The sequence below is a fragment of the Pseudomonas sp. LAP_36 genome (genome assembly GCF_019456785.1).
Classification (GTDB): domain Bacteria; phylum Pseudomonadota; class Gammaproteobacteria; order Pseudomonadales; family Pseudomonadaceae; genus Aquipseudomonas; species Aquipseudomonas tritici.
The window spans coordinates 83,490-101,049 of sequence record NZ_JAHZMS010000011.1; the positions used below are offsets into that span (position 1 = coordinate 83,490).

The 17,560-nt window shown below is 54.5% G+C and carries 24 protein-coding genes; all 24 read right to left on the reverse strand.

From position 1 onward, the window contains the following. The gene (gene rpsE / locus JBO08_RS25680; RefSeq protein WP_003176409.1) at positions 1-501 is read right to left on the reverse strand and encodes a 30S ribosomal protein S5; all 501 of its coding nucleotides are present in this window, start codon (positions 499-501) and stop codon (positions 1-3) included. 3 nt (positions 502-504) lie between these two features. Beyond that, complete coding sequence (rplR, locus tag JBO08_RS25685; RefSeq protein ID WP_003176410.1) at positions 505-855, reverse strand: 50S ribosomal protein L18; 351 nt, start codon at positions 853-855, stop codon at positions 505-507. Positions 856-865: 10 nt separating this feature from the next. Continuing rightward, on the reverse strand, positions 866-1,399 hold the full coding sequence (gene rplF / locus JBO08_RS25690) for a 50S ribosomal protein L6 (protein ID WP_003176412.1): 534 nt from the start codon (positions 1,397-1,399) through the stop codon (positions 866-868). Between the two features lie 12 nt (positions 1,400-1,411). After that, positions 1,412-1,804 carry a 30S ribosomal protein S8 gene (rpsH, locus tag JBO08_RS25695; RefSeq protein ID WP_010566853.1) on the reverse strand — a complete coding sequence of 131 codons (393 nt, stop codon included), beginning with the start codon at positions 1,802-1,804 and terminating at the stop codon, positions 1,412-1,414. Between the two features lie 208 nt (positions 1,805-2,012). Further along, positions 2,013-2,318, reverse strand: a complete 306-nt coding sequence (gene rpsN / locus JBO08_RS25700; RefSeq protein ID WP_003176414.1) for a 30S ribosomal protein S14 — start codon at positions 2,316-2,318, stop codon at positions 2,013-2,015. 13 nt (positions 2,319-2,331) lie between these two features. Further along, the gene (rplE, locus tag JBO08_RS25705) at positions 2,332-2,871 is read right to left on the reverse strand and encodes a 50S ribosomal protein L5 (protein ID WP_003176415.1); all 540 of its coding nucleotides are present in this window, start codon (positions 2,869-2,871) and stop codon (positions 2,332-2,334) included. 20 nt (positions 2,872-2,891) lie between these two features. Continuing rightward, a complete protein-coding gene (gene rplX, locus JBO08_RS25710) occupies positions 2,892-3,206 on the reverse strand; it encodes a 50S ribosomal protein L24 (RefSeq protein WP_003176416.1) in 315 nt (104 codons plus the stop codon). 11 nt (positions 3,207-3,217) lie between these two features. Continuing rightward, entirely contained in the window at positions 3,218-3,586 is a 369-nt protein-coding gene (gene rplN / locus JBO08_RS25715; RefSeq protein ID WP_002555479.1) for a 50S ribosomal protein L14, read from the reverse strand. 23 nt (positions 3,587-3,609) lie between these two features. Then, positions 3,610-3,876, reverse strand: coding sequence for a 30S ribosomal protein S17 (rpsQ, locus tag JBO08_RS25720; RefSeq protein WP_003176419.1), 267 nt, complete (start codon positions 3,874-3,876; stop codon positions 3,610-3,612). Between the two features lie 2 nt (positions 3,877-3,878). Further along, positions 3,879-4,070, reverse strand: a complete 192-nt coding sequence (gene rpmC, locus JBO08_RS25725; RefSeq protein WP_002555481.1) for a 50S ribosomal protein L29 — start codon at positions 4,068-4,070, stop codon at positions 3,879-3,881. Further along, on the reverse strand, positions 4,070-4,483 hold the full coding sequence (rplP, locus tag JBO08_RS25730) for a 50S ribosomal protein L16 (RefSeq protein WP_003232424.1): 414 nt from the start codon (positions 4,481-4,483) through the stop codon (positions 4,070-4,072). Before rplP ends, rpmC begins: the two co-directional genes overlap by 1 nt. A gap of 12 nt (positions 4,484-4,495) precedes the next feature. Beyond that, positions 4,496-5,182 (reverse strand): 30S ribosomal protein S3, encoded by a 687-nt coding sequence (rpsC, locus tag JBO08_RS25735; protein ID WP_003176422.1) that lies wholly within the window; start codon positions 5,180-5,182, stop codon positions 4,496-4,498. Between the two features lie 13 nt (positions 5,183-5,195). Then, a complete protein-coding gene (gene rplV / locus JBO08_RS25740; RefSeq protein WP_003103908.1) occupies positions 5,196-5,528 on the reverse strand; it encodes a 50S ribosomal protein L22 in 333 nt (110 codons plus the stop codon). A gap of 11 nt (positions 5,529-5,539) precedes the next feature. Then, the gene (gene rpsS, locus JBO08_RS25745; RefSeq protein WP_003232420.1) at positions 5,540-5,815 is read right to left on the reverse strand and encodes a 30S ribosomal protein S19; all 276 of its coding nucleotides are present in this window, start codon (positions 5,813-5,815) and stop codon (positions 5,540-5,542) included. 16 nt (positions 5,816-5,831) lie between these two features. After that, positions 5,832-6,656 (reverse strand): 50S ribosomal protein L2, encoded by an 825-nt coding sequence (gene rplB / locus JBO08_RS25750; protein ID WP_003176423.1) that lies wholly within the window; start codon positions 6,654-6,656, stop codon positions 5,832-5,834. 14 nt (positions 6,657-6,670) lie between these two features. Further along, positions 6,671-6,970: a 50S ribosomal protein L23 gene (gene rplW, locus JBO08_RS25755; protein ID WP_002555488.1), complete on the reverse strand. Its 300-nt coding sequence runs from the start codon at positions 6,968-6,970 to the stop codon at positions 6,671-6,673. Then, positions 6,967-7,569, reverse strand: coding sequence for a 50S ribosomal protein L4 (gene rplD, locus JBO08_RS25760; RefSeq protein ID WP_049711296.1), 603 nt, complete (start codon positions 7,567-7,569; stop codon positions 6,967-6,969). Before rplD ends, rplW begins: the two co-directional genes overlap by 4 nt. Before the next feature lie 12 nt (positions 7,570-7,581). Beyond that, positions 7,582-8,217 carry a 50S ribosomal protein L3 gene (gene rplC, locus JBO08_RS25765; RefSeq protein WP_003194649.1) on the reverse strand — a complete coding sequence of 212 codons (636 nt, stop codon included), beginning with the start codon at positions 8,215-8,217 and terminating at the stop codon, positions 7,582-7,584. An 81-nt stretch (positions 8,218-8,298) separates the two neighbouring features. Continuing rightward, positions 8,299-8,610, reverse strand: a complete 312-nt coding sequence (gene rpsJ / locus JBO08_RS25770) for a 30S ribosomal protein S10 (protein ID WP_003186070.1) — start codon at positions 8,608-8,610, stop codon at positions 8,299-8,301. 159 nt (positions 8,611-8,769) lie between these two features. After that, positions 8,770-9,963: an elongation factor Tu gene (gene tuf / locus JBO08_RS25775; RefSeq protein WP_003176426.1), complete on the reverse strand. Its 1,194-nt coding sequence runs from the start codon at positions 9,961-9,963 to the stop codon at positions 8,770-8,772. A gap of 30 nt (positions 9,964-9,993) precedes the next feature. Beyond that, a complete protein-coding gene (gene fusA, locus JBO08_RS25780; protein WP_015886136.1) occupies positions 9,994-12,099 on the reverse strand; it encodes an elongation factor G in 2,106 nt (701 codons plus the stop codon). Positions 12,100-12,129: 30 nt separating this feature from the next. Continuing rightward, a complete protein-coding gene (rpsG, locus tag JBO08_RS25785) occupies positions 12,130-12,600 on the reverse strand; it encodes a 30S ribosomal protein S7 (RefSeq protein WP_002555493.1) in 471 nt (156 codons plus the stop codon). Positions 12,601-12,718: 118 nt separating this feature from the next. Next, positions 12,719-13,090 (reverse strand): 30S ribosomal protein S12, encoded by a 372-nt coding sequence (rpsL, locus tag JBO08_RS25790; RefSeq protein ID WP_002555494.1) that lies wholly within the window; start codon positions 13,088-13,090, stop codon positions 12,719-12,721. A gap of 217 nt (positions 13,091-13,307) precedes the next feature. Then, positions 13,308-17,507, reverse strand: a complete 4,200-nt coding sequence (gene rpoC / locus JBO08_RS25795) for a DNA-directed RNA polymerase subunit beta' (RefSeq protein ID WP_049711295.1) — start codon at positions 17,505-17,507, stop codon at positions 13,308-13,310. Positions 17,508-17,560: the final 53 nt, after the last annotated feature.

Here is a 17,560-nt window from a genome sequence, read left to right on the forward strand (position 1 = left end):
TCAGAAGATCTCCTTGACAGTCAGACCACGCTTCGCAGCGATGGACTCAGGAGATTGCATAGCTTTCAAACCTTTGAAAGTGGCGTGAACCACGTTTACCGGGTTAGTCGAGCCGTAGCACTTGGCCAGAACGTTCTGAACGCCAGCAACTTCGAGGACAGCACGCATAGCGCCGCCAGCGATGATACCGGTACCTTCAGAGGCAGGCTGCATGTACACCTTCGAAGCGCCATGAGCGGACTTCATTGCGTACTGCAGAGTGGTGCCGTTCAGATCAACTTGGATCATGTTGCGACGAGCAGCTTCCATTGCCTTCTGGATCGCGGCAGGCACTTCACGTGACTTGCCACGGCCGAAGCCAACACGCCCTTTACCATCACCAACCACGGTCAACGCGGTGAAAGTGAAGATACGGCCGCCTTTAACGGTTTTGGCTACGCGGTTAACTTGAACCAGCTTCTCAATGTAGCCTTCGTCGCGCTTTTGGTCGTTATTTGACATAACTTAGAACTCCAGCCCAGCTTCACGAGCAGCATCAGCCAGCGCTTTCACGCGACCGTGGTACTTGAAGCCAGAGCGGTCGAAAGCCACTTGCGAGACGCCAGCGGCCTTAGCACGCGTAGCGACCAGCTGGCCAACCTTAGTGGCCGCGTCGATGTTGCCAGTGGCACCATCACGCAGTTCTTTATCCAAAGTCGAGGCGCTTGCCAGGACCTGGTTGCCGTCGGCCGAGATGACCTGGGCGTAGATGTGCTGCGACGAGCGATACACGCAGAGACGCACGACTTCGAGTTCGTGCATTTTCAGGCGTGCTTTGCGAGCGCGACGCAGTCGAGTAACTTTTTTGTCGGTCATTTGCTATGCCCTACTTCTTCTTGGCTTCTTTACGACGGACGACTTCGTCCGCGTAGCGCACACCTTTGCCTTTGTACGGCTCTGGTGGACGGAAGTCGCGGATCTCAGCGGCCACCTGACCTACCAGCTGCTTATCGATGCCCTTGATCAGGATATCGGTTTGGCTAGGGGTCTCAGCGGTGATGCCTTCCGGCAGTTCGTAATCCACTGGGTGCGAGAAGCCAAGGGCCAGGTTCAAAACCGTGCCTTTTGCTTGCGCTTTGTAACCAACACCGACCAGCTGGAGCTTACGCTCGAAGCCTTGGCTTACGCCTTGGACCATGTTGTTTACCAACGCACGCGTGGTACCGGCCATTGCGCGAGTTTGTTGATCGCCATTGCGAGCAGCGAAACGCAGCTCACCAGCTTCTTCAACGATCTCAACGGACGAATGGATGTTCAGTTCAAGAGTACCCTTGGCACCCTTCACCGAAAGCTGTTGGCCTGCGAATTTTACTTCGACACCGGCTGGCAGCTTAACGGGGTTCTTAGCGACGCGTGACATGCTTATCCCCCCTTAGAACACAGTGCAAAGAACTTCGCCGCCGACACCGGCAGCGCGCGCAGCACGATCCGTCATCACACCTTTGTTGGTGGAGACGATAGACACACCCAGACCGCCACGAACTTTCGGCAGATCTTCGGCGGACTTGTACTGACGCAGGCCTGGACGGCTAACGCGCTTCACTTCCTCGATGACCGAACGGCCTTCGAAGTACTTCAGCTCGATGGACAGCAGTGGCTTGGTTTCGCTGCTGATCTGATAACCCGCAATGTAGCCTTCGTCTTTCAGGACTTTGGCAACAGCTACCTTCAACTTGGAAGATGGCATGCTTACGACGGACTTTTCAGCCATCTGGGCATTACGGATACGAGTTAGCATGTCCGCTAACGGGTCCTGCATACTCATGGGCTAGACGCTCCTAATACAAAAAAATTAGCCTTGCGGCTACATATGTCGCCGAGAATCTCCGAGCATAAAAAACACGGGCTCAGGCGAGCCGCGTATTTTAAACACACTCCAGAAATGAAACAAGCCCCAAAAGGGGCTTGTTCCAGATTCAAGGTCACCGGCGGTCAGTATCTTGCGATACCGACCACCTGGACGCTGAAAGTACTTACCAGCTGGCTTTAACCAGACCTGGTACGTCACCACGCATTGCCGCTTCACGCAGTTTGTTACGGCCGAGGCCGAACTTGCGGTAAACGCCGTGTGGACGACCGGTCAGGCGGCAGCGGTTACGCATGCGCGAAGCGCTTGCGTCACGTGGCTGCTTCTGCAGAGCAACTGTAGCTTCCCAACGCGCTTCTGGACTTGCGTTCAGATCAACGATGATTGCTTTCAGTGCTGCACGCTTCTTGGCGTACTTGGCAACCGTGAGCTGACGCTTCAGCTCGCGGTTTTTCATGCTCATCTTGGCCATGGTCCTACTCCAATCAGTTGCGGAACGGGAATTTGAAAGCACGCAACAGGGCGCGACCTTCATCATCGTTCTTGGCAGTGGTGGTCAGGGTGATGTCCAGACCGCGGAGAGCATCGATCTTGTCGTAGTCGATTTCCGGGAAGATGATCTGCTCTTTCACGCCCATGCTGTAGTTACCACGACCATCGAAGGACTTGGCATTCAGGCCGCGGAAGTCGCGAACCCGAGGCAGGGAGATCGACAGCAGACGATCCAGGAATTCGTACATACGCTCACGGCGCAGAGTCACTTTGACGCCGATCGGCCAACCTTCACGGACTTTAAAGCCAGCGATGGATTTCCGAGCGTAAGTCACAACGACTTTTTGACCGGTGATCTTTTCTAGGTCAGCAACGGCGTGTTCGATGACTTTTTTGTCGCCGACCGCTTCGCCCAGACCCATGTTCAGGGTAATTTTGGTAACGCGTGGAACTTCCATCACGTTCGAAAGCTTAAGTTCTTCCTTAAGTTTCGGTGCGATTTCTTTCCAGTAAATCTCTTTTAGTCGTGCCATGGTCTTCTACCTAGCAGTGTTCAAGCATCAACCGCTTTTTGGGTCGACTTGAAGACACGAATTTTCTTGCCATCTTCTACTTTGAAACCAACGCGGTCAGCCTTGTTGGTTTCGCCGTTGAAAATGGCGACGTTAGAAGCGTCCAGTGGAGCTTCTTTTTCGACGATACCGCCTTGTACGCCCGACATCGGGTTAGGCTTGGTATGACGCTTAACCAGGTTCAGACCACCGATAACCAGACGGTTATTAGCGAGAACCTTAAGCACCTTACCGCGCTTACCTTTGTCTTTGCCGGCGATCACGATGATCTCGTCGTCACGACGAATCTTTTGCATGTCGGATCTCCTTACAGCACTTCTGGGGCGAGCGAGACGATCTTCATGAACTTCTCAGTACGAAGTTCACGGGTCACTGGCCCAAAGATACGGGTGCCGATCGGCTCTTGCTTGTTGTTCAGAAGAACAGCAGCGTTGCCATCAAAGCGGATAATGGAGCCATCAGCACGACGTACGCCGTGACGAGTGCGGACTACAACAGCAGTCATCACTTGGCCTTTCTTCACCTTACCGCGAGGAATTGCTTCCTTCACGGTAACTTTGATGATGTCACCGATACCAGCGTAACGACGATGGGAGCCACCCAGCACCTTGATGCACATAACACGGCGAGCGCCGCTGTTATCGGCCACATCGAGCATGGATTGAGTCTGAATCATATAATTTCTCCGACCCCTAGTCCTTAGACTTCCACAGCGCGTTCGAGAACATCAACCAATGCCCAAGACTTGGTCTTGGCCAGCGGACGAGTTTCACGAATAGTGACTTTGTCGCCGATGTGGCACTGGTTGGTTTCGTCGTGCGCGTGCAGCTTAGTCGAACGCTTAACATATTTACCGTAGATCGGGTGCTTAACGCGACGCTCGATCAGTACGGTGATGGTTTTGTCCATCTTGTCGCTGACAACACGGCCAGTCAGCGTACGGACAGTCTTTTCGGCTTCAGCCATGATCACTTACCTGCCTGCTGGTTGAGCACAGTCTTCACGCGAGCGATGTCACGCTTAACTTGCGAGAGCAGATGAGACTGCCCCAACTGGCCAGTTGCTTTCTGCATACGCAGATTGAACTGGTCGCGCAGCAAGCCGAGCAATTGCTCGTTCAGCTGCTGTGCGGATTTTTCACGAAGTTCATTCGCTTTCATCACATCACCGTCCGTTTAACAAAGGCGGTGGCGAGCGGCAGCTTTGCAGCAGCCAGGGCAAAAGCCTCACGCGCCAGCTCTTCAGTAACACCCTCGATTTCATACAGGACTTTGCCTGGCTGAATCTGGGCAACCCAGTACTCCACGTTACCCTTACCTTTACCCATACGAACTTCGAGGGGCTTTTTGGAGATAGGCTTGTCCGGGAATACACGGATCCAGATCTTGCCGCCACGTTTAACGTGACGGGTCAGAGCACGACGCGCTGACTCGATCTGACGAGCGGTGAGACGACCACGAGCTACAGACTTCAGCGCGAACTCGCCGAAGCTGACTTTGCTACCGCGCTGAGCCAGACCACGGTTGTGGCCTGTCATCTGCTTGCGGAACTTCGTACGCTTAGGTTGCAACATTTGGCGTACCCCTTACTTAGCAGCTTTTTTACGAGGCGCTGGTGCTTGTGGTTTCAGTTCTTCTTGGCGACCACCAATTACTTCGCCTTTGAAGATCCAAACCTTTACACCGATCACACCGTAAGTGGTGTGAGCTTCGTAGTTGGCATAGTCGATATCGGCACGCAGGGTGTGCAGTGGCACACGACCTTCGCGATACCATTCAGTACGTGCGATTTCAGCACCGCCGAGACGACCGCTCACTTGGATTTTGATGCCTTTGGCACCAATGCGCATGGCGTTCTGTACAGCGCGCTTCATAGCGCGACGGAACATTACGCGACGCTCCAGCTGCTGAGCTACGCTCTGCGCAACCAGCATACCGTCGAGCTCCGGCTTGCGGATCTCTTCGATATTGATGTGCACAGGCACACCCATTTGCTTGGTCAGGTCCTGACGCAGTTTCTCAACATCTTCACCTTTCTTCCCGATAACGATACCTGGACGAGCGGTGTGGATGGTGATACGTGCAGTTTGCGCCGGACGATGGATATCGATACGGCTTACGGACGCGCTTTTTAGTTTGTCTTGGAGATACTCACGCACCTTCAGATCAGCGAACAAATAGTCCGCATAAGTCCGACCGTCTGCGTACCAGACGGAGGTGTGCTCCTTGACGATTCCCAGGCGAATGCCAATGGGATGTACTTTCTGACCCATCTCTTCGACTCCGTTACTTGTCAGCAACCTTGACAGTGATATGGCAAGACCGCTTGACGATGCGATCAGCACGGCCTTTGGCACGTGGCATGATGCGCTTCAGCGAACGCCCTTCGTTGACGAAAACGGTGCTGACCTTCAGGTCATCAACGTCTGCGCCTTCGTTATGCTCGGCGTTGGCTACGGCCGACTCCAGCACTTTCTTCATGATCTCGGCGGCTTTCTTACTGCTGAAAGCCAACAGGTTGAGCGCTTCGCCCACCTTCTTCCCGCGGATCTGGTCGGCGACCAAGCGGGCTTTCTGGGCGGAGATTCGAGCGCCCGACAACTTAGCGGCTACTTCCATTTCCTAACCCCTTAACGCTTGGCTTTCTTGTCTGCCACGTGCCCACGATAAGTGCGGGTACCGGCAAACTCGCCTAGTTTGTGGCCGACCATGTCTTCGTTCACGAGAACTGGGACGTGCAAGCGACCGTTGTGTACAGCGATGGTCAAACCGACCATTTGTGGCAGGATCATCGAACGACGCGACCAGGTCTTAACTGGTTTGCGATCGTTCTTTTCCGCCGCCACTTCGATCTTCTTCAGTAGGTGAAGATCAATAAAAGGACCTTTTTTCAGAGAACGTGGCACTGTCGTATCCCTCTATTTACTTGCGACGACGGACGATCATTTTGTCGGTACGCTTATTACCACGAGTCTTCGCGCCCTTAGTCGGGAAGCCCCATGGCGATACCGGATGACGACCACCAGAGGTACGACCTTCACCACCACCGTGTGGGTGGTCAACCGGGTTCATGGCAACACCACGAACGGTTGGGCGAACGCCACGCCAGCGTTTGGCACCAGCTTTACCCAGCGAACGAAGGCTGTGCTCGGAGTTCGAGACTTCACCCAAGGTCGCGCGGCATTCAGCCAGCACTTTACGCATCTCACCAGAACGCAGACGCAGGGTCACGTAGACACCTTCACGAGCGATCAGCTGAGCCGAAGCACCAGCGGAACGAGCGATTTGCGCGCCTTTACCTGGCTTCAATTCGATGCCGTGTACGGTGCTACCAACTGGAATGTTGCGCAGTTGCAGAGCGTTGCCCGGCTTGATCGGCGCCAAGGCACCTGCGATCAGCTGGTCGCCAGCGCTCACGCCTTTAGGGGCGATGATGTAGCGACGCTCGCCATCTGCGTACAGCAGCAGAGCGATGTGAGCAGTACGGTTTGGATCGTATTCAATACGCTCGACAGTGGCGGAGATGCCATCTTTGTCGTTGCGACGGAAATCGACCAGACGATAATGCTGCTTATGGCCACCACCGATGTGACGAGTGGTAATACGACCATTGTTGTTACGACCACCAGTCTTCGATTTTTTCTCGAGCAGCGGTGCGTGAGGAGCGCCTTTATGCAGCTCCTGGTTGACCACCTTGACCACAAAACGGCGGCCAGGGGAAGTCGGTTTGCATTTAACGATTGCCATGATGCACCCCTTCCTTACTCAGCACTGCTGCTGAAATCGAGATCTTGGCCTGGCTGAAGGGAGATAACTGCCTTCTTCCAGTCATTACGCTTGCCCAGACCGCGAGCAGTGCGCTTGCTCTTACCCAGAACATTCAGGGTAGTAACACGCTCTACTTTCACGCTGAACAGGCTTTCGACGGCCTTCTTGATTTCCAGCTTGGTTGCGTCAGTTGCAACCTTGAAAACGAACTGGCCTTTCTTGTCAGCCAGAACCGTAGCCTTTTCGGAAACGTGCGGGCCAAGCAGAACTTTAAATACGCGTTCCTGGTTCATCCCAGCAGCTCCTCGAATTTCTTCACGGCCGACACGGTGATCAACACCTTGTCGTATGCGATCAGACTAACTGGATCGGAACCTTGCACGTCACGTACATCAACGTGTGGCAGGTTGCGAGCAGCCAGGTACAGGTTCTGATCAACAGCTTCAGACACGATCAAAACGTCGGTCAGGCTCATGTCGTTCAGTTTGCCCAGCAGGTCTTTAGTTTTTGGACTTTCAACAGCGAAGTCCTGAACCACAACCAGACGATCGGTACGCACGAGTTCAGCAAGGATGGAGCGCAGTGCTGCGCGATACATCTTCTTGTTGAGCTTCTGCGAGTGATCCTGTGGACGAGCTGCGAAAGTGGTACCACCGCCACGCCAGATTGGGCTACGGATAGTACCGGCACGAGCACGGCCAGTACCTTTCTGACGCCAAGGGCGCTTACCGCCACCACGAACGTCGGAACGGGTCTTTTGCTGCTTGCTACCTTGACGGCCGCCGGCCATGTAGGCCACGACTGCTTGGTGAACGAGCGTCTCGTTGAATTCGCCGCCAAATGTCAGTTCGGAAACTTCGATCGCTTGAGCGTCATTTACATTTAATTGCATGTCAGCTTCCCCTTAACCGCGAGCCTTGGCCGCTGGACGTACAACCAGGTTGCCGCCAGTAGCGCCAGGAACAGCACCCTTGACCAACAACAGATTGCGTTCAGCGTCGACGCGCACTACTTCGAGGGACTGCACGGTCACGCGCTCAGCGCCCATATGACCGGACATTTTTTTGCCCTTGAATACACGACCAGGAGTCTGGCACTGGCCAATAGAGCCCGGGACGCGGTGGGAGACGGAGTTACCGTGAGTGTTGTCTTGGCCACGGAAATTCCAACGCTTGATCGTACCCTGGAAGCCTTTACCTTTGGACTGACCGGTTACATCAACCAGTTGACCAGCGGCGAAGATTTCAGCGTTGATCAGATCGCCAGCCTGGTAGTCGCCGTCTTCAAGACGGAACTCCATAACAGTGCGACCAGCTGCAACGTTTGCTTTAGCGAAGTGACCTGCTTGAGCAGCAGTCACACGCGAAGCACGACGCTCGCCGACAGTGACTTGCACTGCACGATAGCCATCGGTCTCTTCAGTTTTGAACTGGGTGACGCGATTCGGCTCGATCTCAATGACCGTAACCGGAATGGAGACACCTTCTTCGGTGAAAATACGGGTCATACCGCATTTACGACCGACTACACCAATAGTCATGTTGTAAACCTCATGAGTGTACGGGGCTTTCACCCGCTATGGCCGCCCATTTCAGAGCGTTACACGACTAAGACCCAAGTCTTAGCCGAGGCTGATCTGTACTTCCACACCGGCCGCCAGATCGAGCTTCATAAGTGCATCAACGGTTTTATCCGTTGGCTGGACGATGTCCAGTACGCGCTTATGAGTACGGATCTCGTACTGGTCACGCGCGTCTTTGTTGACGTGCGGGGAGACCAGAACGGTGAACCGCTCTTTACGGGTAGGCAGTGGAATTGGACCACGCACTTGAGCACCAGTACGTTTCGCGGTTTCCACGATTTCCTGGGTGGATTGGTCGATCAGGCGATGGTCAAAAGCCTTCAACCTGATACGGATTTGCTGATTTTGCATTGGATTTCAGACTCCGGCTGCTATTCCCAGCGAGCGCAATACGCCCGTTAAAAGGAGGCGCAATTCTATAGACGCCCCAGATGGGTGTCAACCCAATAAAAAAGGCCCCCGCTAAGCGGGGGCCTTCTCAAAACATCGAAGCTATCTCAGAAGAGATAATTACTCGATGATTTTAGCTACAACGCCAGCACCAACGGTACGGCCGCCTTCGCGAATAGCGAAACGCAGACCGTCTTCCATTGCGATAGTTTTGATCAGGGTAACAACCATTTTGATGTTGTCGCCCGGCATTACCATCTCAACGCCTTCCGGCAGTTCGCAGTTACCAGTCACGTCAGTAGTACGGAAGTAGAACTGTGGACGGTAGCCTTTGAAGAACGGAGTGTGACGACCGCCTTCTTCTTTGCTCAGCACGTACACTTCAGCTTCGAACTTGGTGTGCGGCTTAACCGAACCTGGCTTAACCAGAACCTGGCCACGCTCAACGTCGTCACGCTTGGTACCACGCAGCAGAACGCCGCAGTTCTCGCCAGCACGACCTTCGTCGAGCAGTTTACGGAACATTTCAACACCGGTGCAGGTGGTGACGGTAGTGTCACGCAGACCAACGATTTCCAGTGGATCTTGAACCTTAACGATACCGCGCTCGATACGACCAGTCACAACAGTACCGCGACCAGAGATCGAGAATACGTCTTCGATTGGCATCAGGAACGGCTTGTCGATAACACGGACTGGATCTGGGATGTAGCTGTCCAGAGTCTCAACCAGTTTACGAACGGACGTGGTGCCCATTTCGTTATCGTCTTTGCCTTCCAGAGCCATACGAGCAGAACCGATGATGATCGGAGTGTCGTCACCTGGGAAGTCGTAAGTGCTCAGCAGATCGCGCACTTCCATCTCAACCAGTTCCAGCAGCTCAGCGTCGTCTACCAGGTCAGCCTTGTTCAGGTAAACCACGATGTACGGAACGCCTACCTGGCGGGACAGCAGGATGTGCTCACGGGTCTGTGGCATCGGACCATCAGCGGCCGAGCAAACCAGGATAGCGCCGTCCATTTGAGCAGCACCGGTGATCATGTTCTTCACATAGTCAGCGTGACCTGGGCAGTCAACGTGAGCGTAGTGACGGATCAGCGAGTTGTATTCAACGTGCGCGGTGTTGATGGTGATACCACGAGCTTTCTCTTCTGGTGCGCTGTCGATTTTATCGAAATCAACGATTGCAGAACCGAAAACTTCGGAGCAAACGCGAGTCAGAGCAGCAGTCAGAGTGGTTTTACCGTGGTCAACGTGACCGATGGTGCCAACGTTGACGTGCGGTAGGGAACGATCAAATTTTTCTTTAGCCACGACAATTAACTCCTTGCCTAAAGGACTGAATCAGCCTTGTTTTTTGGATACAGTTTCAGCGATGTGCGCCGGAGCTGTGTTGTATTTTTTGAATTCCATAGAGTAGCTTGCGCGACCCTGAGACATGGAGCGAACGTCGGTCGCATAACCGAACATCTCACCCAACGGAACCTCGGCGCGAATCACTTTGCCGGAAACCGTGTCTTCCATACCCAAGATCATGCCGCGACGACGGTTAAGGTCGCCCATGACATCACCCATATAGTCTTCAGGTGTAACAACTTCTACCGCCATGATTGGCTCAAGCAACTCACCACCGCCCTTCTGGGCCAGTTGCTTGGTTGCCATGGAAGCAGCCACCTTAAACGCCATCTCGTTGGAGTCGACGTCGTGGTAAGAACCGTCAAAAACGGTTGCTTTCAGGCCGATCAGCGGATAGCCGGCAACAACACCGTTCTTCATCTGCTCTTCGATACCCTTCTGGATAGCAGGGATGTACTCCTTAGGAACAACACCACCTACTACTTCGTTCACGAATTGCAGACCTTCCTGACCTTCGTCAGCAGGAGCAAAACGGATCCAGCAGTGACCGAACTGACCACGACCGCCGGACTGACGAACGAACTTGCCTTCGATTTCACAGTTTTTCGTGATGCGCTCACGATAGGAAACCTGAGGCTTACCGATGTTGGCTTCGACGTTGAACTCACGGCGCATCCGGTCAACCAGGATGTCCAGGTGAAGCTCGCCCATGCCGGAGATGATCGTTTGACCAGTCTCTTCATCAGTCTTGACGCGGAAAGATGGATCTTCCTGAGCAAGCTTGCCCAGAGCGATACCCATTTTTTCCTGGTCATCCTTGGTCTTAGGCTCTACGGCTACCGAAATAACCGGCTCCGGGAAGTCCATGCGAACCAGGATGATTGGCTTGTCAGCGTTGCACAAGGTTTCACCGGTGGTGACGTCCTTCATGCCGATCAAGGCCGCGATGTCACCAGCGCGTACTTCCTTGATCTCTTCGCGGGCGTTTGCGTGCATTTGCACCATACGACCCACGCGCTCTTTCTTGCCTTTAACCGAGTTGATCACGCCGTCGCCGGAGTTCAGCACGCCCGAGTAAACGCGGACGAAGGTCAAGGTACCCACGAATGGGTCAGTGGCAATTTTAAATGCCAGAGCGGAGAACGGTTCTGCGTCGTCTGCATGACGCTCCAGCTCGATAGTCTCGTCATCCGGGTCAGTACCCTTGATGGCAGGAATATCAACTGGCGCTGGCAGGTAGTCGATCACAGCATCGAGAACCAGGGGAACACCCTTGTTCTTGAACGAGGAACCGCAAACAGCCAAGACGATCTCACCAGCGATAGTACGCTGACGCAGAGCGGCCTTGATTTCCACGTTGGTGAGTTCTTCACCTTCGAGGTACTTGTTCATCAGCTCTTCGTTGGCTTCGGCCGCAGCTTCAACCATGTTGTTGCGCCATTCGTCAGCCAGTTCCTGCAGTTCAGCAGGGATAGGCTTGCGAACAGGAACCATACCTTTGTCAGCGTCGTTCCAGTAAACAGCTTCCATGGTCAGCAGATCGATCTGGCCTTGGAAATTATCCTCGGAACCGATAGCCAACTGGATTGGCACCGGGGTGTGACCCAGACGCTGCTTGATCTGACCGATCACGCGCAGGAAGTTCGCACCAGCACGGTCCATCTTGTTTACGTAAACAAGACGTGGAACGCCGTATTTGTTGGCTTGACGCCATACGGTTTCCGACTGAGGCTCAACGCCCGAGGTACCGCAGAACACAACGACAGCGCCGTCGAGTACGCGCAGGGAACGCTCAACTTCAATGGTGAAGTCTACGTGGCCCGGGGTATCGATTACGTTGAAGCGGTGCTCATCTTTGTACTGCTTCTCGGAACCTTTCCAGAAGGCGGTAATAGCAGCAGAAGTAATGGTAATACCACGCTCCTGCTCCTGAACCATCCAGTCTGTGGTCGCGGCGCCGTCATGCACCTCGCCCATCTTGTGACTTTTGCCGGTGTAAAACAGTACGCGCTCGGTGGTGGTGGTTTTACCAGCATCCACGTGAGCAACGATACCGATGTTACGGTAACGGCTAATCGGAGTAGTACGAGCCATAAAGCCCTCGCAAAATTAGTGAAGCTAAGATTAGAAGCGGTAGTGCGAGAAAGCTTTGTTAGCTTCAGCCATACGGTGCACGTCTTCACGCTTCTTAACAGCAGCACCTTTACCTTCAGCAGCGTCCAACAGTTCGCCAGCCAAACGCAGGGCCATAGACTTCTCGCCGCGCTTACGGGCGAAGTCTACCAACCAGCGCATTGCCAGAGCGTTACGACGGGACGGACGAACTTCAACCGGAACCTGGTAAGTAGCACCGCCTACACGGCGCGACTTCACTTCGACCAGCGGAGCGATGGCGTCGAGAGCTTTCTCGAAGATTTCCAGGGGGTCGCTGTTCTTGCGTTCTTTAACCTTTTCCAGCGCGCCATAAACGATACGCTCGGCAACGGCTTTCTTGCCGCTTTCCATTACGTGGTTCATGAACTTGGCCAGAATTTGGCTTCCGTATTTTGGATCGTCAAGCACTTCGCGCTTGGCTGCTACGCGTCTTCTTGGCATGGATAAGCCCTCAAACGGTCTTCAGGTTCGCTCGGAATTAGCGCCCTTTCGGGACGGCTCCGACCTTACTCTTATCGACTCAGAAAATAAGATGATTCAATTTTACAAAAAGCCGCTACTACTTAGGCTTCTTGGTACCGTACTTCGAACGACCCTGGTTACGACCTTTAACGCCGGAAGTATCCAAGGAGCCGCGTACGGTGTGGTAACGAACACCTGGCAAGTCTTTTACACGACCGCCGCGGATCAGTACCACGCTGTGCTCTTGCAGGTTGTGACCTTCACCACCGATGTACGAGGAAACCTCGAAACCGTTGGTCAGGCGCACACGGCATACTTTACGCAGTGCCGAGTTAGGTTTTTTCGGCGTAGTGGTATACACGCGAGTGCATACGCCACGACGTTGCGGGCAGTTCTGCAGCGCAGGCACGTCGGATTTCTCGACGATACGCTTACGCGGCTGACGTACCAGCTGGTTGATAGTTGCCATCTACTAGCTCCACTGTTGTCTTGCGACGCTATTGTCTTGCAAGAAAAGCAAAATGGCAGGAACGAATTCCCGCCAAATTTAGGGGTACAAGAGTCTAAAGAGGATCTTGTCCCCAGTCAAGGCAAGGCCCCGACATCCCCGCTCATCGAACCGGGGCAAAACTGCCTCGATCCGACGAATGGGGGCTGCCAGGGCCCAGACTTATTTATCGCAGAACTCAGTTACCGCTAGAGTTCAGCGCTTCGGTCAGTGCAGCTTCCACTTCACTGGCGCTCACGCGCAGCGGCTTGTCAGCATCACGGCGGCGCTTGCGCTCGCTGTGGTAAGCCAAACCGGTACCAGCTGGGATCAAACGACCCACAACCACGTTTTCTTTCAGGCCGCGCAGGTAATCGCGCTTGCCGGTTACCGCTGCTTCGGTCAGTACGCGAGTGGTCTCCTGGAAGGAGGCCGCCGAGATGAACGACTCAGTGGACAACGACGCCTTGGTGATACCCAGCAGCACACGAGTGAACTTGGAAACGAATTTCTCGTCGCCAGCCAGACGCTCGTTCTCTACCAGTACGTGAGTCAATTCCATCTGGTCGCCCTTGATGAAACTGGAATCGCCGGATTCAGCGATTTCAACTTTACGCAGCATCTGACGCAGGATGGTCTCGATGTGCTTATCGTTGATCTTCACGCCTTGCAGGCGATAAACGTCCTGGATCTCGTTAACGATGTACTTGGCCAGCGCACTCACACCCAGCAGACGCAGGATGTCGTGTGGATCGCTTGGGCCGTCGGAGATAACTTCGCCGCGGTTTACCTGTTCGCCTTCGAAGACGTTCAGGTGACGCCACTTCGGAATCAGCTCTTCGTACGGATCGCTACCGTCGTTCGGGGTAATGACCAGACGGCGCTTGCCTTTGGTCTCTTTACCGAACGCGATGGTGCCGCTGACTTCAGCCAGAATCGACGCTTCTTTCGGACGACGCGCTTCGAACAAGTCGGCAACACGCGGCAGACCACCGGTGATGTCACGGGTCTTCGAAGTTTCTTGCGGGATACGCGCGATAACATCACCGATCGCGATCTTCGCACCATCCGCTACACCGACCAGGGCGTTGGCTGGCAGGAAGTACTGAGCGATTACGTCAGTGCCTGGCAGCAACAGATCCTTGCCGTTGTCATCGACCATCTTAACGGCAGGACGGATGTCTTTACCGGCAGCTGGACGATCTTTCGCGTCGAGTACTTCAATGTTGGTCATACCGGTCAATTCGTCAGTCTGACGCTTGATCGTGATGCCTTCTTCCATGCCCACGTAGGTCACGGTACCTTTCATTTCGGTAACGATTGGGTGAGTGTGCGGATCCCACTTGGCCACGATTGCGCCAGCGTCGACCTTGTCACCTTCTTTAACCGAAATCACAGCACCGTACGGCAGCTTGTAACGCTCACGCTCACGACCGTAGTCATCAGCGATTGCCAGCTCACCGGAACGGGACACAGCAACCAGGCAGCCATCCACTCGCTCAACGTGTTTCAGGTTGTGCAGACGGACAGTACCGCCATTCTTCACCTGAACGCTGTCAGCTGCGGAGGTCCGGCTTGCCGCACCACCGATGTGGAACGTACGCATGGTCAGCTGGGTACCCGGCTCACCGATGGACTGGGCAGCGATAACGCCGACCGCTTCACCGATATTCACCTGGTGACCACGAGCCAAGTCACGGCCGTAGCACTTGGCGCAGATGCCGTAGCGGGTTTCGCAGCTGATCGGCGAGCGAACGATCACTTCGTCGATGCTGTTGAGTTCGATGAACTCGACCCACTTTTCATCTACCAGGGTGCCAGCAGGAACGATAACTTCCTCGGTACCTGGCTTGAATACGTCACGGGCAATGACTCGGCCCAGTACGCGCTCACCCAACGGTTCTACAACGTCGCCGCCTTCGATGTGCGGAGTCATCAGCAGACCGTGTTCGGTACCGCAGTCAACTTCAGTCACAACCAAGTCTTGCGCAACGTCTACCAGACGACGAGTCAGGTAACCGGAGTTAGCGGTTTTCAACGCGGTATCCGCCAGACCTTTACGAGCACCGTGAGTCGAGATGAAGTACTGAAGTACGCTCAAACCTTCACGGAAGTTCGCAGTAATCGGCGTTTCGATGATGGAACCGTCCGGCTTGGCCATCAGGCCACGCATACCGGCGAGCTGACGGATCTGCGCAGCAGAACCCCGTGCGCCCGAGTCGGCCATCATGTACATCGAGTTGAACGACTCTTGATCGACCTCTACGCCATGACGGTCGATAACCTTCTCTTTCGAGAGGTTAGCCATCATCGCCTTCGACACTTCGTCGTTGGCCTTGGACCAAAGGTCGATCACTTTGTTGTACTTCTCGCCCTGTGTTACCAGGCCCGAGGCGTACTGGCTTTCGATCTCTTTCACTTCATCGGTTGCAGCCGCGATGATGCGAGCTTTTTCATCAGGGATAACGAAGTCGTTAACACCGATGGAAACGCCGGAGATGGTCGAATAAGCAAAACCGGTGTACATCAACTGGTCAGCGAAGATAACGGTCTCTTTCAAACCAACCACGCGGTAGCACTGGTTGATCAGCTTGGAGATCGCCTTTTTCTTCATCGGCAGGTTGACGACGTCGTACGACAGACCTTTTGGCACAACTTGATACAACAGCGCACGGCCGACAGTGGTGTCGACGATACGAGTGCCGCTCACGCTGCCACCGTCACGGTCATTGACGGTTTCGTTGATCCGCACTTTGACCTTGGCGTGCAGTGCGGCTTCGCCGGCACGGAACACACGGTCAACTTCTTGCAGGTCAGCGAACACACGACCTTCGCCTTTGGCGTTGATCGCTTCACGGGTCATGTAGTACAGACCCAATACAACGTCCTGCGACGGAACAATGATTGGCTCACCGTTGGCTGGCGACAGAATGTTGTTGGTCGACATCATCAACGCACGCGCTTCCAACTGGGCTTCCAGTGTCAGCGGTACGTGCACGGCCATTTGGTCGCCGTCGAAGTCGGCGTTGTACGCAGCACAGACCAGAGGGTGCAGCTGGATAGCCTTACCTTCGATCAGTACCGGTTCAAACGCCTGGATACCCAGACGGTGAAGGGTCGGTGCACGGTTGAGGAGAACCGGGTGTTCGCGAATCACTTCAGCGAGAACGTCCCAAACCTCTGGCAGTTCGCGCTCGACCATTTTCTTGGCCGCTTTGATGGTGGTCGCGAGACCGCGCATTTCCAGCTTGCCGAAGATGAATGGCTTGAACAGCTCAAGTGCCATCTTCTTAGGCAGACCGCACTGATGCAGACGCAGGGTCGGGCCTACGGTAATTACCGAACGACCGGAGTAGTCAACACGCTTACCGAGCAAGTTCTGACGGAAACGACCTTGCTTACCCTTGATCATGTCAGCCAGGGATTTCAGAGGACGCTTGTTCGAACCAGTGATAGCGCGGCCACGACGACCGTTGTCGAGCAAGGCATCGACAGCTTCTTGCAACATACGCTTTTCGTTGCGCACGATGATGTCCGGAGCGGACAGATCGAGCAGGCGCTTCAAGCGGTTGTTACGGTTGATCACGCGGCGGTACAGGTCGTTGAGGTCGGACGTCGCGAAACGACCACCGTCCAACGGTACCAGCGGACGCAGGTCTGGCGGCAGAACCGGCAGAACGGTCAGCACCATCCACTCTGGCAAGTTGCCGGAACCCTGGAAGGCTTCCATCAACTTCAGACGCTTGGACAGCTTCTTGATTTTGGTTTCGGAGTTGGTTTGCGGAATTTCTTCACGCAGACGGCCAATCTCGTGTTCCAGGTCGATAGCGTGCAGCAGCTCACGGACAGCTTCGGCACCCATGCGGGCATCGAAATCGTCGCCGAACTCTTCCAGCGCTTCGAAGTACTGTTCGTCGTTCAGCAGCTGACCTTTTTCAAGGGTGGTCATGCCTGGGTCGATAACGACGTAGCTCTCGAAGTAGAGAACGCGTTCGATATCACGCAGGGTCATGTCCATCAGCAAGCCGATACGGGACGGCAGCGATTTCAGGAACCAGATGTGGGCAACCGGCGAAGCCAGTTCGATGTGCGCCATGCGCTCACGACGAACCTTGGCCAGTGCGACTTCAACGCCGCACTTCTCGCAGATCACACCACGGTGCTTCAAGCGCTTGTACTTACCGCACAGACACTCGTAATCCTTAACCGGGCCAAAGATCTTGGCGCAGAACAGGCCGTCACGTTCAGGTTTGAACGTACGGTAGTTAATGGTTTCCGGCTTTTTAACTTCACCGAACGACCACGAACGGATCATCTCAGGCGATGCCAATCCAATACGGATGGCGTCGAACTCTTCGACTTGACCCTGGTTTTTCAGCAAATTCAGTAGGTCTTTCAAGGCCTTTCCTCCTGGCGGAGCAGAGAGCGGGCTAAACAGCCCCGCTCTCGATT